This window comes from Acidobacteriota bacterium (assembly GCA_029861955.1).
In the GTDB taxonomy this organism is placed as follows: domain Bacteria; phylum Acidobacteriota; class Polarisedimenticolia; order Polarisedimenticolales; family Polarisedimenticolaceae; genus JAOTYK01.
Genome location: JAOTYK010000044.1, coordinates 1 through 23,384 on the forward strand (window position 1 = coordinate 1; position 23,384 = coordinate 23,384).

Consider the following 23,384-nt stretch of genomic DNA (forward strand, 5'->3'; position numbering starts at 1 on the left):
GGGAAGCTACACGGTGCGGTCGAGCGATCTTGGTACGACGATCGTGAACATCGGGTCTGCGACGTCGACTCAGGACGATGCTCCGGATGACCAGGAGGACAATCCTGTAACGACTCCCGAGCTGAGTCTGGACAAGACGGGAACGCTAGATCTCGGAATGGACAACCAAGCCAATCCGGGCGACGTCATCACGTATACCTTCACAGTGGCGAACACCGGCACGGCGAACCTAACCAACGTGGTGGTGAGCGATCCGCTGGTCGGTCTAAGCGCGATCGACTGTGGGCCGCCGGACAACGACAACGTGATCGATCGGTTGGATGCGGGTTCGGCAGCGGTGATCTGCACCGCGACCTACAGCATCACGCTGGAAGACATCAACGCCGGAGTCAGGAACAACACGGCGACGGCGTCGAGCGATCAAGCGCCGAACGACACGGCCGACGCGACAGTGCCGATCCCGCAGGTTCGGTCGATCGAGATCCAGAAGGTCTTCGCCCAGGACTCCTTGATTGCGGGGGGCAGCCCCGGGTCCTTCACGCTGCTTGTGGAAAACACGGGCAACGTGACACTGACTAACGTGACGATCACCGATATAGTCGACTCGAAACTCACGGTGACCGACGTGAGTGGAGCGCCCGGGTTCGAGGTCGACAACGGCGGGCTCGACGACAATAACATCGAGTGGATGGTCGCGAGCCTCGATCCCGACGGCACGGTGACCATTGCCGTGACCTTCGATGTCGAGTCTTACGTTGTTGCGACGGACGACCTTCTCAATACGGCTGATGTCACGGGCGAAGCGCCGCAAGGCGAAAACGTCATCGACGATGCCAACGACACGATCGACATCCTCGTCGACATCACGCTCGCGATCGAGAAGCTCTTCGATCCGGTCGTGATCGAGGTTCCGCAGGGAACGGGCCAGGAGTTCACCATCGAGGTGACGAACTCCGGTCCGTCGGATGCGGTCGACGTGATGGTCACCGATACCTTGAACAGCTTCCTCTGGGCGGACAGCGTGATGGTGGTGGCGGTCGACGGTGGTACCGGTAGCGGTACCTGTACCGTGGATCCGGTCATCCCGGCCGTTCCGCCGTTACCCCCGACGCCGCAAATGGTCGACTGCACGCTGCAGATCCCGGCGAACGAGTCGGTGCTCATCACGGTGACGTACATCGTGGCGCCGTTCCTGTCGGGCGACCAGATCTTCGGCGACGGGACCGGAAACGGTGCCGAGTTCCGGTTCGTGTTCGACAACGGGAGCATCCTCGAGGGGAACGCTCTGGGTCCGGTCTACCTGGACGGTATGTTGATCACCGCCGCGGGCGACCCCGGCCTGACCAAGAACGACTACATCTTCGACCCGCCCGGTGACGGTCCTTTCGACCAGCCGTTCGAGTTGCACCTGTCCTGTTCGGACGCCTACACGGGCGGCTGGGGGCAGTCGGGTGGTCCGGATCCGGTCGACAACCCGGACTGGCAGATCGACTACTTCTCCATCGCCCGCTACAAGAAGACGAACGGTGAGGACGGTTCGTTCTTCCGCAGTTGCGGCAACGTGGTGGATATCTTCGAGGTCGACAACACGGCAACCGCCATCGGGACGGACTCGTACCCGGACACTTGCCCGCCCGAGGACGAGTGCACCACCGGCCCGGCCGGAACTGGCGATCCCGAATGCGACGAGGTCTGTGACACCGCATCCGTGACCATCAAAGAAGGCATCCTGCTCGACAAGTTCCAGAAGAAAGCCAAGCACGGCAGTGTCAACGTGACCAACTTGACCGACATGGATAAGGAGATCAAGTTCCTCGAGCTGATCTGGCCGACGTCCAATGGGGACCTCAGACAGGTCACTCTCGACGGAACCGTGATCTGGCAAGGGAACGCGCCGGGGGTGTCGGAACCGCTCTCATTGCAGAGGCTCTTCATCGGCGACATGCCCGAGGACGAGTTCGGGAACATGCCGGCTCCGCCTCTGTTCGACCCGACTCCGTGGAGCGGTGGCCCCATAGCGAGGACGTTGGAGGCCGACGTGGCCGAGAGACTCGCTTTCCACTTCGACGTGAAGGCGGATGAGGGGGCGTACCAGATTCGGATGAACTTCGCCGACGGGACGTTCCTGGACATCTTCATCCCTTCGGGGGGCTCCGGTGGGGGCTCGGCCGTGTGCGGCGATGCCGTGTGCGATCCGCAGGAGACCTGCACGTGTGAAGCCGACTGCGGACCGGCGCCGTCAGGCAACCAGGGCGTATACCTGGACGACCTGGGTGTCAGCATGTCCAGCATGGATCCCAGCGGCGATCACGTGATGCTCGGCTTCGACGATCCGAACGCCACCAGCTACACCGTCCATCGCAGCCATGACGCAAGCATGTCCTACGAGACCTGGACTGGGGAGTGGACCGCGGACCTGGTTGACGACATGGACCCGGCGACCGCCGGGCATCAATGGTTGGATATGAACGACGGCCTCGCTCCCGGAGAGGTCTGGTACTACATGGTGGAGGCCATCTCTCCCATGTGTCCATAATGGCCTGAAGACGCAATAAGGCCCGCCCTTCGGGGCGGGCCCTTTTCTTCCGCGCTCCCAGCGTAGTGCCGGGATGGCGAGAGGCTGTAAAGATGGGAACCAAGCCTATACGAAGGGCCGCTGTCCTGAGTCTGATCTGCCTGGTCGGCCTGACGTGGGGCGTCGGACCGACGGCCCAGGAGCCGTTCGACTTCGACGATTCGGCAGGGATCATCGAACTGGCAATCGTGCTGGACACCAGCGGCTCGATGAAGACTCTGATCGACGCCGCGCGCTTGACGATGTGGGATGTGGTCAACGAGTTGACACAGCTCGATCCACCGCCGCAACTCCGGGTAGCGTTGCTGACCTATGGAAACAGCAAGAACGGGCGCGAAAACGGGTACGTCCGTATCGAGTCTCCGCTGACCGCGGATCTGGATCTCGTCTCCGAGCGCCTGTTTCAACTCGAGACCAGCGGGGGTGAGGAGAACGTCGCTCGCGTCCTGCAGGCGGCCGTGGAACAGTTGGCCTGGACCGACTCTGTCGACAGCATCAAGCTTGTGTTCATTGCGGGAAACGAGTCGGCCGAGCAGGACAAGCTGGTCGACCTGCGCTCGGTGGCCCTCGATGCACTGGGTAAGGACCTCGTGGTTCACGCCGTCTACTGTGGACGAGAGCAGAAGCCCGACGCGGAGTCGTGGAAGGTCCTCGCCGAGATGGCCAGCGGTCAGTTCGCCTCGATCAATCACCGCACCGCGGCACTGTTGGCCGAGACGCCGTTCGATGGAGAAATGGCCGAACTGAGCACGGCGCTCAACCAGACCTACGTGCCCTTCGGCGAGGCCGGCAAGGGGCGCCTCAAGATCCAGACCGCTCAGGACGAGAATGCCCAGTCGCTGAACGCCGCCACTGCGGCGACCCGGGCCCAGACCAAGGCCGGGGCGCTGTACTCGCAGACATGGGATGTCGTCGATGTCCTGCAATCGGGTCAAATCGAGCTCTACGAGATCGACGAGGCCGAGTTGCCGGAGGTCATGCGTGAGATGACCTACGCCGAACGAGAGTCCTATATCGAGCAACAGTTCCGGAAACGCCAGGAGATCCGGCAGCAGATCTTGCTGCTCAGCGCGCAGCGACGGGACCACGTTGCCGGGCAGGCCAAGAAGAAGGGGATCGACGGCTCGCGCACCTTCGACGGAGTGGTCCGTCGCGCGATTCGCAAGCAGTTGTCCGAGAAGGGCTTTCGGCCCGAGAGTCCCTGAAGGTCGCAATCTCGCGAGGAACTCCCCGCGCGCTCTTGCATCCTAAACCGTTACCGCTCGAACCGGATATCCGACGCCTCAAGCTGCGCTCAGAACTCTTCACCGTGTTAGAGGGCCTGATCGACTCACGCGCAGCAACTCCGGAAGATCGCGTTCCGCGTTCTGTTCAAAAACTGGGCTGACCGACACTCCGAGTTATCGGCGGCCGTCCTGGCCCTTTTTGTGGTGCCGAAACCCGCTCTTTGTCCTAAAATGCCGCGGCCGCGGTGCGCTACGCTCGCGGAACTATCGAGGCTCGCGACATGACCGACCCATCGAAATCGTCCCCGTCGCCGAAGGGCGTGATGTTCAACGCCTACCCCGACAGCATCGGCCGCAACCTGGCCGACGCGGTGAAACTGCTGCGACGACCGGAGCTCGAGGGATGTTTCTCGCTGTTCTACATCCTGCCCACGTTCTTCCACAGCGACCTGGACCGCGGTTTCTCGATTATCGATTACGAGTTCAACGAGGAACTCGTCACGGCGAAGGACATCGAGGCCCTCCGGAAACTCGGCCTCGGCCTCAAGTTCGACCTGGTGCTGAATCACCTCTCCGTGGGATCTCCGCAATTTCAGGACATGCTGCGAAATGGGGACGACTCTGAGTACAAGGACTTCTTCATCGACTGGAACGATTTCTGGCGGGGCGAGGGCCAGATGGGCCCCAACGGCCACATCGTCCCGAAGAAGAAGCACCTGGACAAGCTGTTCATGCGCAAGCCGGGACTGCCGATTCTCGACGTACGCTTCCCGGACGGCTCCCATCGGCCGTACTGGAACACGTTCTACCAGAAGGTGAGCTACCCGGAGCTGACTCCGGAGGACCTTCTGGAGATCGAAGGACTGACTCACAAGGAAGCGGTGACGCTTGCGCGGATCTGCACCGAGGAACTGGAAACCCATGGAGGGGTGAACGACCTCGACGTCGACCGATTCTCGTGCAGCCGGGAAGACGTCATCCAGATCGTCGAGCGCAAGCGCCACTACCTCGGGCAGATGGACCTGAACGCGAACTCCGAGAAGGTCTGGGAATTCTATGACGAAACGCTGGGCAAGCTGCGACGGTTCGGCGCCCGGATGGTTCGTCTGGACGCGTTTGCCTACCTACACAAGCAACCCGGCGAGATGAACTTCTTCAACAAACCGGGGACGTGGGAGTATCTCGAGCGGCTGCGGCAGATGGCCCGCCGTCACGATCTTATCCTCCTGCCCGAGATCCACTCGAGGTACGGACAGGGCCTTCACGAGGAGGTCGCCGGGGAGGGTTTTCCGGTCTACGACTTCTTCTTCCCCGGCCTGGTGATCGACGCCCTCGATCGCGGTACGAACACCCACCTGCTGAACTGGGCCCGTGAGATCGTGTCGAAGAAGCTCCGCACGATCAACATGCTCGGCTGCCATGACGGCATCCCGGTGCTCGATCTGAGCGGCGAGTCCGGCGACGCGCGCGAGGGCCTTCTGAGCGACGAGCAGATCGAGGGCATGATCGGCCGGATCCTCGATCGGGGTGGTCGAGTCAAGAATCTGTACGGTGCCGACGGCAAGAAGATCGGCTACTACCAGGTCAACGCCACGTTCTTCAGCGCCCTCGGCGAGGACGAGATGAAGCTGCGCCTGGCGCGGGCGATCCAGCTGTTCATGCCGGGCACTCCGCAGATCTGGTATCTGGATCTGTTCGCCGGGCGGAACGACTACCTGGCGGCGGATCGGGGCGGCACCGGTGGGCATAAGGAGATCAACCGGACGACGATGAAGATGGAGGACGTCGAGGCCCAGCTGGGGCGCATCGTCGTCCGGAACCAGCTCCAGCTGATCCGGCTGCGTAACAACTCCAAGGCCTTCGACGGCACGCTGACGATTCACGACTGTGAAGAGAACGAATTGCGCATGACCTGGACCAACGGGGACTCCGTTGCCTCACTGAGCGCGAACCTGTTCGATTACACGTTTGTAGTGACCCATCGGAACGACGCCGGCGAGGAAATCCGGCTGTCGTACGGCTAGGAGCGCGACGATGAAGATACTTGCGACCGATCTGGACCGGACGCTGCTGCCCAACGGCCACTGGGAGGGCGACCCACAGGCGATCGAGATGTTCAACGAGCTGACCGTGCGACACGACACGCTCGTCGTCTACGTCACGGGCCGCAATCTCGATCTCACGGAGAAGGCGATCGAGGAGTACGGCGTGCGTCACCCGGACGTGCTCTGCGGCGACGTAGGAACGACGATTCGCAGGTTCGAGCAGGGCCGCTGGACGCCGGACCCGGGCTGGGATGCCCACGTGAAGCAGGCGAGCCCGCGCTGGGACGCCGCAGCGATCCGCGACGCCGTTGCCGGGATCGAGGGCATGCGCGAACAGGAGAGCGAGCACCAGAACGCGTTCAAGCAGAGCTACTACGTCGAACACGAGCGCAGGGAGACCGTGCTGGAGCAGGTCGACGGCCGGATCAAGGGCAAGTTCGACGAGGTCATCGTCTACAGCTTCGACTCGCACGACGGCAAGGGCCTGCTCGACTTCCTACCGGCCAGCGCGACCAAGCAGACGGCCCTGGAATACGCGGCGCAGGCTTACGGCTGCCCCAAGGGCGAGGTCGTGTTCTGTGGCGACAGCGGCAACGACATCTTCCCGCTGACCGCCGGCTTCCGCGGCGTCCTCGTGCGCAACGCGGACGAGCAACTCGTGGCCAATGTGAAACAGGCGCAGGAACGGAACCCGGCGCTCACGGTTTACTTCGCGAAGGGCGACTTCCGCGGTCTGAACGGCTACTACACCAGTGGCGTCATCGAGGGGGCTTACCACTACGGTCTTTTCGCCTGATTGGGGCTATACTAGCCGCCTAGCAGGTTGACCCATGCCGGATCGCAAGCCTCTGCACCTGATGATGTTCAGCATCCACGGCCTCTTGCGTGGACGGCGCCCGGAACTGGGTCGCGACCCGGACACCGGAGGACAGATCCTCTACGTCCTCGAGTTGGCCCGGGTGCTCGGGGAGCAGCCTGAGGTCGCGAGCGTCGACCTGATCACGCGGTTGATCGAGGATCCCGACGTCGACGACGACTACGCCCTGCCGGTGGAACCGCTCGGACCGAACGTCTCGATACGGCGTATCCGCTGTGGCCCCCGGCGTTACATCCGCAAGGAACTGTTGTGGTCGCACCTCGACGAGTTCGTCGACCACGTCATCGACGACCTGCGTTCTCGGGGCGCGGTGCCCGATCTGGTCCACGGGCACTATGCCGATGCCGGGTACGTCGCGGCGCGCGTCTCCAGCCTGTTGAACCTGCCGATGGCGTTCACCGGGCACTCGCTCGGCCGGGTCAAGTTGGCACGGTTGCTCGAACAGGGTACGCCGGCGGACCGCATCGAGAAGAAGTACCACATCACCCGCCGCATCGAGGCCGAGGAGACCGCGCTCGATCACGCCGGGGTCGTCGTCGCCAGCACGCAACAGGAAGTCGAGGAACAGTACGCGGAGTACGAGAACTACCACCCGCGCAGAATGGTCGTCATCCCGCCGGGTGTCGACCTGGAGAGCTTCACGACTCGCGGCATCCGGCGCTCGCCACGCTCGAACCCGGCGTTCGCGCGCGTCGCGCGTTTTTTGCGCGACCCGAAGAAGCCGATGGTGCTGGCGATCTCGCGCGCCGATCCGCGAAAGAACGTGCTGCGGCTGGTCGAGGCCTACGCCACGAACGACGAACTGCGCGAGCGTGCCAACCTGGTGCTGGTGCTCGGCAACCGCAAGCGCATCGACGATCTCGACCCCGGCGCCGCCGAAGTCCTGACCGACGTGCTCAAGCTGATCGACGAGTACGATCTGTACGGCAAGGTGGCCTATCCGAAATCGCACGAACGCGAGGACATCTCGCGCTTCTACAGGCTGGCGGCCGAGACCCGCGGCGTGTTCGTCAACCCGGCGCTTACCGAGCCATTCGGTCTGACGTTGCTGGAGGCCGCGGCCAGCGGGGTGCCGGTCGTGGGCACGGCCGACGGCGGACCGCGCGATATCCTCGCGCGGTGCCGGAACGGCACGCTTGTCGATCCGTTGTCCTGCGAGGAGATCGGATCGGCGCTGCTCGACGCGATCAAGGACCGCAAGCAGTGGCTCCGCTGGTCACGGGCCGGGGTCCGCGGCTCCAAACGTTACTCCTGGTCGGCGCACGCCGAACGCACCGTGAAGACGGTGCGTAAGCTGGTCGGCAAGGCGGAGCGCGACCGACGCTTCTTTGCGGTCAAGGGCCGCCTGATCACCTTTGATCGCCTCGTCGTGGCCGACATCGACAACACGTTGATCGGCGATCGCAGGGGACTGCGAGAACTGATCAAGACCCTCCGCGACTCCGACGCCGAGGTCGCCTTCGCGATCGCCACCGGCCGCAGCATCGCCCTGACCCGCGAGGTGCTCAACCGATGGAAGATCCCCACACCGCAGGTGCTGATCACCTCCGTCGGCAGTGCCATCCGCTACGGCTCGAAACTGGTCGAGGACTACGGCTGGGAGCGGCACATCCGTTATCGCTGGAAACCGGAGCGGCTGCGCGAGGCGATGAAGGGACTGCCCGGCGTCGAACTGCAGGGGCCGGAGGGCCAGAGTCGCTACAAGATCAGTTATGACGTGGACCCGGAGAAGATGCCCCCGCTGCCTGAGATCCGTGCCCGGCTTCGCCGGCGCCGCCTGCAGGCCAAGCTCATCTTCTCGCACAACGCATACCTCGATGTGCTTCCGATCCGAGCCTCCAAGGGAATGGCGGTGCGCTATTTCTGCCTGCGCTGGGGAATCCCGATCGAGAACTGCCTCGTGGCCGGCGATTCGGGGAACGACGAGGAGATGTTGACCGGCAAGACGCTCGGCGTCGTGGTCGGCAATCACGACCCCGATCTGGAAAAACTGCGTGGTCATTCGCAGGTCTATTTCGCCGACGGGCACAACGCCTGGGGCATCCTGGAAGGGATCGAGCACTACGACTTCCTGGGCGAGATTCGAGTCCCGGCGATCGATCCGAGGGGCGTCACGGAGGCAATAGTCCCTTACGGCGGAGTTGCTTCAGAGACCCGCATTGCAGTCTCTGCGTCGGCGCTTCCGGATCCCGCTAAGTCGTAGCGCTGCGACTCGGCCGGTTCGTTCGTGTCTGATACCATGCGCCGGAATTCAGTACGAACCGATTCTCTGGGTTTTACGCGACGGAAGAAGGAGCCCACGTGTTGGGTCGCATACAAGATCGGCTGCGTCGCGTGTCGTTGTGCGTCACCCTGACGGGGATTGTGGCGCTCCCGCTTCTATTCGTGTCGTGCAATCAGCCCGCCGACGAATCGCCACGCCTGGTTGTTGTGTACACAACCTGCTCTCTGAACAAGGACTACATTGCCCCGTACTCGGCCGACGCGATCTACACGCCAAACCTGAAACGGTTCGCCGAGAAGAGTCGCGTCTTCGCTCGCCATCACACCGAGGCGGGAGAGTCGGGTATCGCGTTCGCGTCGATCTACACCGGGGGCGACGTCCGGACCCACGAGGTGTACCACCACCCCAGCCGGATTCCGAACGAGATCGAGATGCTCTCGGAGTCGCTTCACGCCGCCGGTTACGACACGCATTTCTGGGACGCGCATGAGATGTCGTCCAAGCGTTTCAATTACGGCCAGGGCGTGGACTTCGAGCAGGTGTACCAGGGGTTGTTGAGAGACAAGTCGGCGCCGTTCGTCCGGATTCTAGAGCGGCTGGCCCAGGATCCAACCTACAAAGTGGCGATCATCCACAACAACGCCATCCCTCATTGGCCCTACGCCAATCCGGACATGGTTGCCGGTTTCGGGAAACACTATCCCGAGCACACCCGCGACGTCGACTGGAAACGGGCATCGAAGATGCACCTGTTGTTCCAGGAGCAGATGCTCGAGCTCCAGTACAATTACCCGGAGACGATCGAAAAGCTGGGGCTGTCCGGAGACGACGCCGACCAACTTGCGGCGTATCTGGAGGCCGCGTACAAGACGCAGATCAACATTCTTGACGGCATCTTCGGCGGCGTGATGGATGCGATCCGCGAAGCGGGCCTCGAAGATGACAGCCTCGTGGCGTTCACGTCGGATCACGGTGAGTTGATGTACCGCGAGAACGCGCCGTTCAAGTGGACCCACAGTTTTCAGCTGAGTCACGAGGTGATGAACGTTCCGCTGATCATTCGCTCAGGACGTCTGGGCATCCCCAGCAAGCCGTACGACGCCGTGACGCGGTCGATCGATCTGGCGCCGACGCTGACAGGTTTGCTCGGCCTCGAGTTCGAAGACCGCCCAGATAGCGTCGACCTTTCACGCGCGGTGCTCGGCAAAGAGCCCGAACCCGCGTTAAAGGCATGGTTCCACACCTCCTTCGCGCCGGAAGTCTGGTCGGAGGAAGAGACCGAGCAGTGGAAGGACATCACGCTGGCGAATTCGCTGTTCCCCGGCTACAAACCCGAAACCATCTGGGTTGGCTTGAGAGACGGGGACACGCTATTCAAACACAGGACGCTCGATGGGACGAACTACGTCTGCGAAGCGTACGATCTCGCCGCGGATCCGTGGGAACAAAACGACTTGTTCGATCCCGAGCTTCCCGCTCACGCCGAGGCGCGCACGATGCTTGGTGAATACAAGGCCGGGCTCGTCGAAGCGTTCGCTGCCCACGTGGTAGAAAATGATCCGGAGCTGGATGAAAAGCGCCTCGAGGCGTTGAAGTCCCTGGGCTACGTCCAGTAGCCGATTCGCCCCTTTCGGCGTCGAGTCCCGGCGTTGGAACCAACGTTCAGTGGTGGTGGGTATGCGTCCTCGGCGATCGAACCGCTCAATCGGCGCTTCCCTTAATCTAGTAGATGACGGCCAACGAGGTCCAAAGGGGGGAACGATGAGCACTTCCCAATCGCGCGTCACCGCGGCACTCGCGATGGTCCTGGGTCTCGGACTGGTCACGCCCGTACCCGCAGGGAATATGCTTGTCGCGACCTTCCTCGATAGCGACGTCCAGAGGTTCGATGCCTCGACGGGCGCCTTCATCAACGTCTACATCCCGATCGCTTCGAACCCGCACGGCATCATGCTGGGACCGGACTGCAGTCTCTACCTGACATCGGCCGGCACCAGTTCCGTCCTACGTTTCAGTACGACGACAGAACCCAACGGAGCCATGTTTCCCAGCTCCACCGGGACGCCCGGCACCGCTGAATTCGTCGCCCCGGGGGCCGGCGGATTGAACAACGCCGGAGGCCTGGACTTCGGACCCGATGGCAATCTCTACGTCGCCAGCGCCAGCAGCGTGCTGCGGTTTGACGGAACGACGGGTGCGTTCATCGACACCTTCGTCCCCGACGGAAGTGGCGGCCTGGCCGGTGCCGCGCTCTTGCGTTTCGGCGCGGACGGCGATCTCTACGTTCCCGGTACGGCGAACAACGGCGTGATGCGTTTCGACGGAGCGACAGGTGCACCGAAGCCTGGTCCGTTGGGGACGCCGGGGACCGCGGAGTTTGCGAACGACCCCAGCCTTGCGCAGGTCCACAACTTCACGTTCGGGCCGAACGGGAACCTCTATGTCCCGGACTACCAGGGTGACCAGATCCTCGAATTCGACCGCGTCACCGGACAGAACCTCGGTGTCCTCGTCGCGGCCGGGTCCAGCGTCTTCCCGCACGGGATCCGTTTCGGGCCCGACGGACGCCTCTACACCACGTCGTTGGGAGAAACCGAGGTCCACAGGTTCGAGCCGGACGGGACGTATCTCGGCGTCTTTGTCGACGGGACGGGTCGGTTCGCCGGGGCAAGCGATCTGGTGTTCCCACCCGAGAGTTGCGGCGCGCCGGTCGCCGTGCCGGACGGCAGGATGGGAACGAAGCCGTTGGCCGTGGAGAAGTTGACGGCGGCGGCGGAATCGATTCGGGTCTCCTGGGACGTGGAGACCTGCCAGGCGAGCGGTTACGAGCTGCTCTACGGCTCGCTCGCCTCGGTGTCTTCGTACGCGCTGGACGGCGCGGTCTGTAGCCTCGGCAGCACCGGGTCATTCGACTGGGCGGTGACGCCCGCGGGTTCGACCTGGTTTCTCGTGGTTGCGGAGGATGGGGCCGGAATCGAGGGGGCCTGGGGGCAAGACGGCGGGGGAGTCGATCGAAACGGTCCTGTTCCGTCGGGGTTCTGTGGGAACAGCGCGCGCGACAACGCGGGGAGTTGCCCTCCCAACCCCTGAACGGGGCGCGCTGTGCCTCACTCGCTCATCGACACGAACTTGAGTGAAGAGTCTGTCAGGTCGTCAGTCTCCGACAAGCGCGGTGTACGCCTCGCGCATCGCCTCGTCTTCGCTGATCTCGAGCAGCATATTCTCGAACTCCTCGGCCGACAGCCCATAGCGCTCCAGGATCTGTTCGGTCGAATCGGGGTCGGCCTCAATTTCGAGTGCTATTGCCGCCGCATGCTCCGCCAGGCCCGGCTCTTCGGGGGGCGAAGCATCGTTCACCGCGTCCCCGGCGCAACCGGCCATCGCGAGGACAATCAGAAGAACAACCGTCAGGGCTCCTCGTTTTCGACGCATCATTTGCCTCGCTCCTTGTTCGGTTTCGATTTGCCCTTGGACTTGGGATCGTCGTCCTCGTCCTCGTCCTCGTCGTCGTCAAATCGATCCTCATCGTAGTCATCGTGGCCCCGTTCGTCGCCGTGACTCTTTCCCTTTCCCTTCCCGCGACCTTTGTAGGCCTTGTCTCGTTTCGGTTTCTTCATCCCACGAGCGTACTGTTCGGCGTGGATCGCCTCGGCGAGTTCGCGGCCACGTAAGCCGCTGGCCTTCATCTGTTGAACGGCTGCTCCGAAGTTGTCGGGGTTGCCGCCCTGGCGGATGGCCTCGTTTTCGACCTCGAGGATTTGCCCCACGTCGCCGGCGGGGATGCCCCTGGTTCGGGCCGATTCGAGGACGTCGCGGACCTGCTCCTCGGAGACGCCCGCGTCTTTCGACTCTTGCACGACCTCGGGTAGGCGGATCGCCCGGCGCACGCGTTCGCGGACGCGTTCGACCCCGCTACGGGTTCGCTCGACGACGTCTTCCGTGTCGCGAGGACTGGGTTCCCTGTCTTCAACCTTCGAGTCCTGGGCGGCGAGAGGTGGCGCTACGAGAAGCAGAAGCGCAGCCGCAATCCAAATCCAGTTCTTGATCATGCCGACGTCCTCCATCCAATGGTGTCTATCGCGAGAGACTAGCCTACACTCATGAAGGCTCAGTCGCTGACGAACGTGCTGAGGAAGCGACTCTCGCCTTCCGCGCTGCCGATGAGAATGATCTCGGCGTTGGTCGGAAGTGGCTGGGTCGGATCCGGGTTGATCCGCATCGTACCGGCCTCTTCGATGGCGATGATGGTGCATTCGGTCTTCCGACGAATGCCGGACTCGGCGATGGCCTTGCCGACCAGCGAGGGGGGCACCTTGATCTTGAACACGTCGAGGCCCTCCGCCACCATCAGGGTCTGACCGTGCTCCAGGAAGTTCATCGTGGCGTTGGCTCCCAGCGAGGCATACGACATGACGAAGTCCGCCCCCGCCCGGTGCAGGGTTGAGATGTTTCGCTCGATCGCGACCCGGCTGATGATCTGGATGTCCGGCCGCAGGCGGCGGCAGTAGATTGTCAGGTAGACGTTCATGTCGTCGTCGTGGGTCGTAATGATCACCGCCGGTGCCCGCTCGATCCCGGCCTCTTTGAGGACGGACAGCTCCGCGGCGCTGCCCTCGACGCAGGCGTCGGACTCGCGGGCCAGCTCCGGGTCTTGCTCGACGATGCGATAGGTCAGTCCCCGCTCGGTCAGGGCGCGCGCCGTGGCGCGGCCGACGCGGCCACCGCCGATGATCACCGTGGGTACGTCCGAGGCGCCATGGTCGCGGTACTGCTCGTTGTATCGGTCGAGCGCCCCCTGGCCCGCGGCGAGGACCAGGACCGAGTTCGCGGCCACGGTCGTCTCGGGCCGCGCCGTCTTGAACTTGCCGCGATCCCAGACGCCCACGACCGTGATTCCCAGCTCTCGACGCAGACCGATGTCCAGGAGCGTCTTTCCGACCATCGGCGTACCGGCGATCGTCGTCTCGGCGATGAGCAGATCGCCGTAGCGGCCGACCACCTGCGCCCTCGCGTCGCTTCCGTGCGTGCGCCGCGCTAGCGACTGGCCCAGCATCTCGGGTATCTCGAGTACGAAAGAGCAGCCGGCGAGTTCGAGGATGTCGACGGAGGCCGGATCGTCGGCCGTGGCGATGATCGGCACGTCCGCGGTGAGTTCGCGCACCGTGAAGGCCACGTGCGTGTTGACCGGGTCGCTCGCCGTGGTGGCCACCATGGCTGCGCGCTCGACCTGCAGATTGCGGTAGACCTCCGGGTTATCGAGGTCGCCGAGCACGACCTTGACGCCCGAGTCGTGCAGGCGCAGCGCCTCGCCGAGGGTGGGGACCAGCAGGAAGTAGGGGTAATGGTACTGCTGCAGTTTGTTGATCAGCGTGCTGGAGACCTCGTCGTAGTTCGTCAGCAGCACGTGGCGGCTCATCTCCGGCGGAAGCTTGCGCAGCGCGCGCGTTTCCGACTGTGCTTAACCCACGGCGCGTAGAAGAAACGGATGAACGAGAACGGAAGCAGGATCAGCATGTAGACCGTGCCCGTCATCAACACGCACATGGAGAAGGCGCGCCCCAGATCGGACTCGAACGTGATGTCTCCGAACCCCAGCGTCGACATCACCGTCAGGGTCCAGTAGGTCCCGGTGAACCAACTGAATTCGCGCCCTTCCCGCATCATCAACAGGTGGAACAGCACGCTGTTGATGACGACGATGACGGCGAGCACCACCAAGAGCCGTACGAGGATCCGCAGGTTCTTCCGGGTGGTGTTCTTGCGCAGGAAGTGACTGACCTGGGTGGTGATCGTGCTCATCGTTGATAGGCTACTGCAAACCCGACGCCTTTTCTGGTTTGGCTCAAAATTCTCCAGCCTACAGGTGCGATGCCGGAAACTCGTCGTAATACCGGTTGACGGCCTGGGTCGTGCCGCAGATGAACAGCGCGTCTTCGGCGGCGAGGCGGAACTCGGGCGGATAGTCCATCAGCACCGCGCCGTCACGCTCCACGGCGACGACGGAGCAGTCGGTGCGCTCCCGAATGCGGGCCCGGTGTGGGTGCTTGCCCTTGATCGGGCCCGGCCCGGTCTTGACGAGCTTGATCCTGGGCTGCAGCGAGACGGTCTCGCCGAGCACATGCCGGGTCAGGAGCTGTCCGGCGACCTGGCTGAGCGAGATCGCGGAGTCGACGCCGGCCTTCTGGATGCGGCTAACATTCCCGCCGAGCATCACGCCGGCGATGATCGGCAAATCGGGCGCGTGCTGGCGAATGACCTTGGCTACGATCTGGGTCGTACTGTCGTCGCCCAGATTGAGAATCACAGCGCGGGCGTGCGTGACGCCCACTTGCCCGAGCACCTCTTGCTCGAGAACATCGCCGACCACGTCGACGCCTTCTCCGTCGACCAGGTCGACGACGCAGACCTCTTCTCCGGCGTCGCGCAAGAAACGAGTCATCGGCTTCCCGACCTTACCGTGTCCGACCACGATCAGGCGTCTTTCGTGGGTTATCGGACGGGCCATCTCGCGGAGTCCGCGAATGTTCTCGGGGCTTCCGACCGCGATCAAGATCGTTCCGGGCTGCAGCGGCTCGTCCGGAGCGGGGGCCGAGAGTAGTTCCTCTTCGAGCCACTGGCCCACGATGTCGATCCCGAACTTCGTGCGGATCGCCGCTCCGGCCAGCGTTTGATGGGCCAGGGGGCTGGCGTCATGCAGACGCAACTCCGCGACCTCGAGGTGCGGCCCGAGAGGCTGCACGCCTTCAACGCGAGGACTGATCTTCACGCTGGCCCGCGCGGCGATCGTCGCGGCGAGTACCCGTGTCGGCGTGAAAGTCGCGGTGGCGCCGGCGAGCATCAGTGCCGCCTGTTTGCGCGGCTCTCGAACCAGCGCCACGATCGGTCCGCTGAAGCCCTGCTCGCGGGCCTCCAGCGTAAGTACCGCGTTCTTGTCGTCGTCGCCGTTGGCGACCAGCGCGCGGGCGCGGACCAGCGGGCCCAGATCGAGTGCCTTCTCGGCGAGGATCGCGTGGACGACCCGCTGACCCTGCTCGTGAAGGCGTCGTGCGACGGACTCGTCCTCCTCGATCACCACCGTCGGCAGGCCGCGCCGCTCCAACTCCGACATCAGCGATTCGACCTCGGGGCCGTAGCCGTAGACGACGACACCGTCCGCCAGGTCGGGAAGCGCCTGCGGCAGCAGCCCCTCCAGCCCCTTCTGTGTAAACGCCGGCGTGAACTTGTCGACCTGCAGCACGCCGCGTGTGGCGCCATCCTGCCGGACGGCTCGTCCCTCCAGCATCACCGCGCAGCCCTTGAGCGCGAGCGGCGTAAACAGGTTCAGCACGAAAGCGGTGAAGATCAGCACCGAAAAGACCGACTGGCCGATCACGCCCTGGGTGAGGGCCAGCGAGGCAAGGATGAACGCCAGCTCGGCCCGACCGCACATGCCGACACCGACCGTCAGGGCTTCCCGCGCGGGCAGCCCCATCTGCATCGCCATGCCGCCGGCGCTCACGATCTGGCCCACGATGACCGCCCCGGTCAGCAACGACAGGAAGGCGATCTCCGAAGCGCCGATGTCGAACGTGATCGAGAAACCGAGGGAGATGAAGAAGATCGGACCCAGGAACGAATAGGCGATGCCGTACGAGCGATCCAACACCACCTTCACCAGGTTGGGATGAGCCACCTTGGTCTCGAAGAACAGGCCTGCGAGGTAGGCACCGAGGATCATGTGCAGTCCGATCGCCTCGGCGAACAACCCCAGGGCGAACGCTGCGAGCAGGATGAATGTGAAGCCCTTGCCGCCTTCCGAGCGGAACGGGAGGTTGAGCCTTGGATAGATGAACCGTCCGACCAGCACCGCGACGGCGAAGAAGAGGGCCACTTTCCCCACGGTGATCGCGACGCTGATCGGCTCGAAGCTGCCCCCCGAGAGCACGCCGACGATCAACCCGAAGAACACCAGCGTCAGCAGATCATCGATCACGCAGCTGGCGATGATGATGCGGGCCAGCCGCGTGTTGGCCAGCCCCAGGTCCTTGAGGCTCTTCAGCGTGATCACCACCGCCGTGGCGGTCATGGTCAGCCCGACGAACGTCGCGGCGACCCGGTCAAGGCCGAAGGCGGTGGCCACGCCGAAGCTGACCGCGAAGGGGACCGCCGCGCCGACGATGGCGACGCCCAGTGAGCGCTTGAGGGCGTGGAAGAACTCCGTGGGCTGCGTCTCGACCCCGGCGTGGAACATCAGAAAGAAGATGCCGATCTCGGCCAGCAGGGTGATCGCCTCGCTGGGCTCGATCAGGCCAAAGACCGCCGGGCCGACCAGTACGCCGACGATCAGCTCTCCCATCACCGTTGGCAGGCCGAGCCGACGCAGTGTGACCGCAACCAGCCAGATGCCGGCGAGCAGGATGAGTAGATCGACGGCGATTTCGTGCACGTTTCTCGTTCTCCGTGCGCCGAGCGTAACTTCGGCGGCGCGATCGATCAAGCACTGAAACGACCCGGGTTTTTCCGAGGGGGCGAATAATCGAGAGGATGGGTCCCTTGGGTTGTCCCAAGCGAGGTCTGAGCGCTCCGGCGTGGGCAAAACTTTGCTACCGTGGAATCATCGACGGGCCCGCTGGGGCATCCGGAGGGGTCACGACCGTGAAGCAGCTACTCGTACTCGGCGCCGGACAGAGCGCTTCCTTCCTGGTGGCGCAGTTGCTCGAGGATGCCGAAAGAGAGGACTGGTTCGTGACCGTCGGCGATCTCGACCTCGAATTGGCGCAGCGCTGCGTCGGCGCGCACCCGCGGGGCGACGCGGTCAGGTCCGACGTCAACGACGCAGAGCTGCGCTCGACCCAGATCGAGCATGCCGACGTCGTGATCAACATGCTGCCCGCGGCCTACCAGGACCTGGTCGCGTGGGATTGCGTGGCCCACGGACGGCATATGATCTCGGTCTCGTATCGGGACCAGGCGGTGCGCGACCTGGATATGGACGCCAAGCGCAAGGGCGTGCTGCTGCTCTGCGAGATGGGCCTCGATCCGGGGATCGACCACATGTCGGCGATTTCGTTGATCCGCCGCCTCGAGGATGAAGGTGGCCGCATCGTCGGGTTCTGCTCCTACGGCAGCGGAATTCCCGCGCCCGAACAGAAACAGAACCCGTTGCGCTACGTGATCACATGGGATCCGCGCAACGTGGTCATGGCCGGCTTCGAGGGCGCCCAGTACATGGAACACGGCAACATCAAGATCGTGCCGTTCCACCAGGTCTTCCACCACACCTGGGCGGTGGAGGTCGACGGGGTGGGTAAGCTGGAGGCCTACGCCAATCGCGACTCGATGTCGTACATGCAGTCGTTTGGCCTGCAGCACGTCAAGACGATGATCCGCGGCACGCTGCGCTATCCGGGCTGGAGCGAGACCTGGGCGCAGATCGTGCGGCTGGGGCTGCCCAACGAGACGCTTCGCATCCCCGAACTGGCCGACCGGAGCTACGCCGATGTCGTGAAGATGTTCCTGCCGTTGAACATCTCGGACGCTCCGATCGAGCAGCGGATCGCCAGATTCCTGCGGATCAGCCCGACCGGTACGATCATGGAGAACCTCCGCTGGCTCGGCCTGCTCTCGGACGAGCGCATCGGCTGCAAGGGCGACACCTCCGCGGCCATGCTCGTTCACCTGTTGAATAAACGGCTTCCCCTGACGCACGACACGCGGGACATGGTTGTACTGGTCCACGAGTTGGATGTCGAGTATCCGGACGGCGATCGTGCGCCCGAGCGGATCTGCTCGACGCTCGTCGTCGAGGGCGAGCCCGGTGGTTTTACCGCGATGTCCAGGACTGTCGGTCTGCCGGTGGCCATCGCGACTCGGCTGCTGCTGCGCGGCGAGCTGTCGCTGACCGGCACCCTGATCCCGACACACCCGTCGATCTTCGCCCCCGTGCTGCGGGAGATCGAACGGGCCGGCCTGCGTTTCACCGAGACGACTCAGCCGCTTCAGAGTCCATGACGAAGGAGACCCCATGCTCAGCCTTGGCGTGATCGCCCGCTCGCGGAAAGAGAACGAACAGCGCCTCCCGATCCACCCCGACCACTTCGACTTCATCCCCCAGTCCGTGCGCGGCTCGATGCGCTTCGAGAACGGATACGGCAAGCCGTTCAACATCGCGGACGACGAACTGGTCCGTCACTTTGGTGGAGTGGCGGCTCGTGACGAGCTGCTCGCAGGCTGTGACGTCGTCCTGCTGCCGAAGCCCCAATCGGAAGACCTGCTGGAGATGCGCGAGGGAGGCATCCTCTGGGGCTGGCCCCACTGCGTGCAACAGGAAGAGATCACCCAGGTCGCCATCGACCGGCGGCTGACCCTGATCGCGTGGGAGGCGATGTTCGGTTGGAAGGGCGAGATGCGCGAGATGCATCTGTTCGACCGCAACAACGAGATGGCCGGCTACTGCGGCGTGATCCACGCTCTGGGCCTGGCCGGCAAGGACGGATACTACGGCCCCCGGTCCCGGGCCCGCGTGCTGAGCCACGGCTCGGTCAGCCGGGGCGCGATCTTCGCCCTGCAGGGTCGGGGCTTCACCGACATCTCGGTCTACACGCAACGCCCGCCGTGGAACGTCCACGACAAGATCCTCGGCTGCCGCTACGGGCAGATGATCGACGACGAGTCGAGAGACGGCATGACGGTCGTCGAGGAAGACGGCACCGTCCGACCGCTCGTCGATTCGCTGGCAGAGGGCGACGTGATCGTCAACGGCATCCTGCAGGACACCGACCGGCCGCTGATGTTCCTGGGCGAGAAGGAAGCCGACCGGCTGAAGAAGGGCGCGTTGATCGTCGACGTCAGCTGCGATCTCGCGATGGGCTTTCCCTTCGCGCGCCCCACTTCGTTCGAGCGGCCCACCTTCGATGTGGGCACGGTGACCTACTACGCGGTCGACCACACCCCGAGCTATCTGTGGCAGAGCGCCTCGTGGGAGCTGTCCCGGGTCGTCGTTGCGTTCCTCGAGACGGTCATGGGCGGAGCGGACGCGTGGGCGGGGGACGAGACGATCCGGCGGGCCATCGAGATCCGCGACGGGGTGCTCCGCAATCCGAAGATCGCCCGTTTCCAACACCGCGCGGTCGACTTTCCCCACGCCGTCGCTGACTGACGAACCCCGAACCAACGCTCACCCATGTCTTCTGAAGTACTTCCCCCACACCGCTTCCGGCGCGAAATACAGAATGAACGCAATAGCAAACGTTCCGTAGCCGATGAGTTCCCAGGCGCGAGGACCAAGATCCACCACGCGCCATCCGTGGAGGGCGGATAGCACCGAAGCCAGAAGGAAGAGCGGTCCTGTGAAGAAGCAATGCACTCGACCACAACGTCGCGCGTTGGCGACACACGCGACACCCATGACGAGAAACGCCACGGGCCATACGATCGCCGCGACCTCGCGTGGTCCGTAGTTACCGGTCAGGTAGATGGCGATGCCAGGCAGACCGTAGAGCAACACCATGCGTAGCCCGCTTGACATCACGTCTCGCGTCGGCTCGGTCGTCGTCCGGGTCATCTCTTCTCCCGTGCGTGTGACGTACACCCCGTCTCTCGTTGGATCGGCGGGCACGGCACGGTGGCGTAGGAACAGAAAACGCAGCAGTCGCCGTGTTTCGGCTGCAGGCGCGTGCCACAGCCCTCACACAGATAGAAGAACGTGCACGCGTTCGACGGCATGGTCTCGTCCTTGGAGTGACCGCACTGCGGACAAGTAATCGTCGATTGCGGTTCGATCGCGTTGGGATTCATCAGCTTCCCTGTTGACCCAGCGAAGCGAGGATCGGACACTCCGTCGTGGGAATGCGGTCCTCGCAGGCCTTGGTGAGTTTCCTCAACGCTCCTCGCATTCCTCGCAAGGCAGCGATCTTTCCGTCGATGTCAGCGATCTTGGCGTCAGCACTCTGTTTGACCAGCGCACAGCTCCGCCTCGGTCGCACTCGCAGCTTCAGGAGCTCGTTGACTTCCTTCAGGGTGAAGCCGAGTTTCTTCGCCCTGCGAATGAACACGATTCGTGCCACGGTCTCGAGCGGATAGTCCCGATAGCCGGATGGCCGTCGCGGCGGTTCCGAAATCAGCCCCTCGCGCTCGTAGAATCGAACAGTCTCGACCCCTACGCCCGCTCGCTGAGCCAGTTGGCCGATCGTCAGTGATTCCATGGCCGTTCTCCCGTCTGCGACAGTCTAAAGCCCGTACCATTGTACGGGGTCAAGCCTTGCGGCGCACTTGACTCCGTTTCGTGGTACGGGCCCTAGAATTGCAATGCGCCCCGTTCTTGGGGCGATGGGAGTCGGATGCTTACTGCTGACTGGCGGAGTGCTGCGTAGTCTGGTTCTAGTGCTGAGGCGGCGGCGAAGCGAGCGTCGTCGATAGGGGGTGTCCCTAACACTTCGCCCGCTGCCCCACCTCAGTCGCAAACGTACTGCAGGTTCTGAACCATCGGACAATCCACCGACGTCTGGTCGTCCGACCGTTCGAATCCATAGCTGGACCGGCCGTAGGAGCCTTCCTCGACACCGTTGTGGCCGACCACGACGAAGAACATCGTTGCGGGCGCCCCGGATGTAAGCCAGTCGTAACTCCCGGACATGCCGACGTTGCACACCTGACCGCCCCAGCTGTAGTTCTGTAGGTTGGTCGGATTGAGTTGTGCGTACTGGATCGTGTGATTTGTCGAGCCGCAGGGAACGCCGAAACTGATCGACAGGGTGTCGCCCGACACATCCTTGTCGGTCACGATTAACGTGCCGCCCGGAGCGGCCTCGCCGGGAACCGCCACGGTGCAATCCGCCGGACAGTTGCCGAGCGATTCGATGTCCTCGCAGGCCGTATCCCCGCAACAGTAGGCGAGGATGATCGTCGACGAACAGGTGTTCCCGTCGGCGTTACAGCGGGCGTCGCCACAGGTCACCGCGCCCTCGCCTTCGACGCCGTCGCCGCAACAGTAACGGGCCGCAGGCGTCCCGTTCTGCTTACCGTTGCAGTCGTCCGGGCAACTGACGCAGGTCTCGCCCTCGGCCGCCTCACAGACACCGTTGCCGCAGGTGGGGTAGCTGCCACTGATGCAATCGCCCGGGCAGTTGGCGCAGTCCTCGCCCGGTTCGCAGGTGCCGTCGTCGTCGCAGACGATGCAGGCGTCCCCGGCGTCGTCGCAGGTTGTCCACGGGCACGGCGTCGAGCCTGCGAGGCATGTCCTGTCGAAGTCGCACTGCTCGACGCCGTTGCAGAACAGACCGTCGTCGCAATCCGTGTTCGCGAGACAATCGACGCACGCGTCGTGGTACTCGTCGCAGACCTCGCCGGGGCAGGGGTCTGTACCCGCCTCGCAGGCGCCGAACGTGTTGCAGGCCTCGAGCCCGTTGCAGAAGCTTCCGTCATCGCATGCGACGTCGGTCGTGCACTGGCACGCCGGGCACGGACCGCCGCAGTCGATGCGTTCCTCGTTCGGGCCCTGGACGCCGTCGAAGCACTCGGCACCGCCGCAGGACGGAGTTCCCGACAGATCGCTCTCGAAGAAATCAGGATCCAGTCCGGCACCCGCCGACAGACCGGAGATGCAGTCGGTCGAGGCGACGTTGACGTAGTTCATCGTGATCACGCCGTTGAAGAACATCTCGATCTGGAACTCGTTGACGTTGCTGGTGCTGTACTCCGGTACGCCGTCCCACGTCACCACAGCGCGGTCGGCGAGTTGCTTCCAGCTGATGGTTCCCTGGCCGGCAGGATTGAGGTCGTCGTAAAGCGCGGCGATCCGGGGAAGCGCGAAGTGCTCGCCGAGCGTTTCGTCGTAGTCGCTGTCAGCCGTGCCGAAGGTCACGTAGCCGTTGCTGCTGATGAAAAACGAGCTATAGGCGGTGCCGTACAGGGATACGGTGGCGCCGCCGGTGAGGCTGACCTCAGTTGACTGGTCGTCTGTCAGCGTGACGGTCGTGCCGCCGGCCGGGTCCGTAGGAAACTCCGTGATCGGAAGGTTGCACGCCGTGTAGAACTCGTTCGTCCCGTTCGGGATGAAGGCGAGACGCAGGAGGTCGGTGTCGCGGTCACCGATGAACTCCTCGGTGAAGAAGTCGGGGACCTCCGGTGTGGTGAAGCTGTAGCAGGCGCCGCCGTTGTCGTCGCTGGCGGCATTGCCCACCCGATCGTCAGCGTCGACCGCGTAGAAGTAGGTCGCGTCGTCCTGTAGGCCCGTCACCTCGACCGAGTGGCCCGTGACCGCGACGAACTCCGAGTCGGACCCGGTCAACGCGGCACATGACGTCCCATTACGGATGGTGCCGACGGCGGGTTCATCCGTATCGAACGTGATCGTCGCGCTACGTGGCTGGACGTCCGCCGTCACGATGTTGCTGATGATCGGCGCCGTGCAATCGACGATCGCCTGGTCGGTCTTCGCGATGTTTGTTCCACCCATGCC

The 23,384-nt window shown here is 63.7% G+C and carries 16 protein-coding genes and 1 pseudogene; 9 read left to right on the forward strand and 8 right to left on the reverse strand.

The genetic code is table 11. The annotated features are described in order from the left end of the window. The 7 genes from OES25_15530 to OES25_15560 form a co-directional block, all read left to right on the forward strand. Positions 1 to 2,536: DUF11 domain-containing protein (locus tag OES25_15530; protein MDH3629052.1), on the forward strand; the 2,536-nt coding region annotated here is incomplete at its 5' end. A gap of 92 nt (positions 2,537 to 2,628) precedes the next feature. Continuing rightward, a complete protein-coding gene (locus OES25_15535; GenBank protein MDH3629053.1) occupies positions 2,629 to 3,780 on the forward strand; it encodes a VWA domain-containing protein in 1,152 nt (383 codons plus the stop codon). A 302-nt stretch (positions 3,781 to 4,082) separates the two neighbouring features. After that, positions 4,083 to 5,825 (forward strand): glycosidase, encoded by a 1,743-nt coding sequence (locus OES25_15540; protein ID MDH3629054.1) that lies wholly within the window; start codon positions 4,083 to 4,085, stop codon positions 5,823 to 5,825. A 10-nt stretch (positions 5,826 to 5,835) separates the two neighbouring features. Next, positions 5,836 to 6,642 (forward strand): HAD family hydrolase, encoded by an 807-nt coding sequence (locus tag OES25_15545; GenBank protein MDH3629055.1) that lies wholly within the window; start codon positions 5,836 to 5,838, stop codon positions 6,640 to 6,642. 34 nt (positions 6,643 to 6,676) lie between these two features. Next, positions 6,677 to 8,926: an HAD-IIB family hydrolase gene (locus OES25_15550; GenBank protein MDH3629056.1), complete on the forward strand. Its 2,250-nt coding sequence runs from the start codon at positions 6,677 to 6,679 to the stop codon at positions 8,924 to 8,926. 101 nt (positions 8,927 to 9,027) lie between these two features. After that, positions 9,028 to 10,563 (forward strand): sulfatase-like hydrolase/transferase, encoded by a 1,536-nt coding sequence (locus OES25_15555; GenBank protein ID MDH3629057.1) that lies wholly within the window; start codon positions 9,028 to 9,030, stop codon positions 10,561 to 10,563. Positions 10,564 to 10,708: 145 nt separating this feature from the next. Further along, a complete protein-coding gene (locus OES25_15560) occupies positions 10,709 to 12,037 on the forward strand; it encodes a hypothetical protein (GenBank protein MDH3629058.1) in 1,329 nt (442 codons plus the stop codon). A gap of 63 nt (positions 12,038 to 12,100) precedes the next feature. Here OES25_15560 and OES25_15565 read toward each other — a convergent pair whose 3' ends face one another. From OES25_15565 to OES25_15580, 4 genes and pseudogenes are all read right to left on the reverse strand, one after another. Then, a complete protein-coding gene (locus OES25_15565; GenBank protein ID MDH3629059.1) occupies positions 12,101 to 12,382 on the reverse strand; it encodes a hypothetical protein in 282 nt (93 codons plus the stop codon). Beyond that, positions 12,379 to 12,996: a hypothetical protein gene (locus OES25_15570; GenBank protein ID MDH3629060.1), complete on the reverse strand. Its 618-nt coding sequence runs from the start codon at positions 12,994 to 12,996 to the stop codon at positions 12,379 to 12,381. The genes OES25_15565 and OES25_15570 overlap by 4 nt, the downstream gene beginning before the upstream one ends. A gap of 59 nt (positions 12,997 to 13,055) precedes the next feature. Then, a pseudogene (locus tag OES25_15575) lies at positions 13,056 to 14,746 on the reverse strand (NAD-binding protein). A gap of 58 nt (positions 14,747 to 14,804) precedes the next feature. Next, positions 14,805 to 17,372 (reverse strand): cation:proton antiporter, encoded by a 2,568-nt coding sequence (locus OES25_15580; protein ID MDH3629061.1) that lies wholly within the window; start codon positions 17,370 to 17,372, stop codon positions 14,805 to 14,807. A 209-nt stretch (positions 17,373 to 17,581) separates the two neighbouring features. On the opposite strand from OES25_15580, the gene OES25_15585 reads away from it, so the two are divergent. Next, positions 17,582 to 18,937 (forward strand): saccharopine dehydrogenase NADP-binding domain-containing protein, encoded by a 1,356-nt coding sequence (locus tag OES25_15585; protein ID MDH3629062.1) that lies wholly within the window; start codon positions 17,582 to 17,584, stop codon positions 18,935 to 18,937. Between the two features lie 13 nt (positions 18,938 to 18,950). Next, positions 18,951 to 20,084, forward strand: a complete 1,134-nt coding sequence (locus tag OES25_15590; GenBank protein ID MDH3629063.1) for a N(5)-(carboxyethyl)ornithine synthase — start codon at positions 18,951 to 18,953, stop codon at positions 20,082 to 20,084. Positions 20,085 to 20,102: 18 nt separating this feature from the next. Here OES25_15590 and OES25_15595 read toward each other — a convergent pair whose 3' ends face one another. The 4 genes from OES25_15595 to OES25_15610 all read right to left on the reverse strand — a co-directional run. Further along, the gene (locus tag OES25_15595) at positions 20,103 to 20,489 is read right to left on the reverse strand and encodes a hypothetical protein (protein MDH3629064.1); all 387 of its coding nucleotides are present in this window, start codon (positions 20,487 to 20,489) and stop codon (positions 20,103 to 20,105) included. Next, entirely contained in the window at positions 20,486 to 20,722 is a 237-nt protein-coding gene (locus OES25_15600) for a hypothetical protein (protein MDH3629065.1), read from the reverse strand. Before OES25_15600 ends, OES25_15595 begins: the two co-directional genes overlap by 4 nt. Continuing rightward, positions 20,722 to 21,129 carry a MerR family DNA-binding protein gene (locus OES25_15605; protein MDH3629066.1) on the reverse strand — a complete coding sequence of 136 codons (408 nt, stop codon included), beginning with the start codon at positions 21,127 to 21,129 and terminating at the stop codon, positions 20,722 to 20,724. Before OES25_15605 ends, OES25_15600 begins: the two co-directional genes overlap by 1 nt. Before the next feature lie 248 nt (positions 21,130 to 21,377). Beyond that, positions 21,378 to 23,384, reverse strand: a 2,007-nt coding sequence (locus OES25_15610) for a hypothetical protein (GenBank protein ID MDH3629067.1), incomplete at its 5' end; no start/stop codon positions are given.

Excerpts from the sequence above, each read along its gene's own strand:
- OES25_15600 (MDH3629065.1), bottom strand. The coding sequence starts at position 20,722 with ATGAATCCCAACGCGATCGAACCGCAATCGACGATTACTTGTCCGCAG.
- OES25_15605 (MDH3629066.1), bottom strand. The coding sequence starts at position 21,129 with ATGGAATCACTGACGATCGGCCAACTGGCTCAGCGAGCGGGCGTAGGG.
- OES25_15545 (MDH3629055.1), top strand. The coding sequence starts at position 5,836 with ATGAAGATACTTGCGACCGATCTGGACCGGACGCTGCTGCCCAACGGC.
- OES25_15540 (MDH3629054.1), top strand. The coding sequence starts at position 4,083 with ATGACCGACCCATCGAAATCGTCCCCGTCGCCGAAGGGCGTGATGTTC.
- OES25_15595 (MDH3629064.1), bottom strand. The coding sequence starts at position 20,489 with ATGACCCGGACGACGACCGAGCCGACGCGAGACGTGATGTCAAGCGGG.
- OES25_15550 (MDH3629056.1), top strand. The coding sequence starts at position 6,677 with ATGCCGGATCGCAAGCCTCTGCACCTGATGATGTTCAGCATCCACGGC.
- OES25_15590 (MDH3629063.1), top strand. The coding sequence starts at position 18,951 with ATGCTCAGCCTTGGCGTGATCGCCCGCTCGCGGAAAGAGAACGAACAG.
- OES25_15570 (MDH3629060.1), bottom strand. The coding sequence starts at position 12,996 with ATGATCAAGAACTGGATTTGGATTGCGGCTGCGCTTCTGCTTCTCGTA.
- OES25_15535 (MDH3629053.1), top strand. The coding sequence starts at position 2,629 with ATGGGAACCAAGCCTATACGAAGGGCCGCTGTCCTGAGTCTGATCTGC.
- OES25_15565 (MDH3629059.1), bottom strand. The coding sequence starts at position 12,382 with ATGATGCGTCGAAAACGAGGAGCCCTGACGGTTGTTCTTCTGATTGTC.
- OES25_15560 (MDH3629058.1), top strand. The coding sequence starts at position 10,709 with ATGAGCACTTCCCAATCGCGCGTCACCGCGGCACTCGCGATGGTCCTG.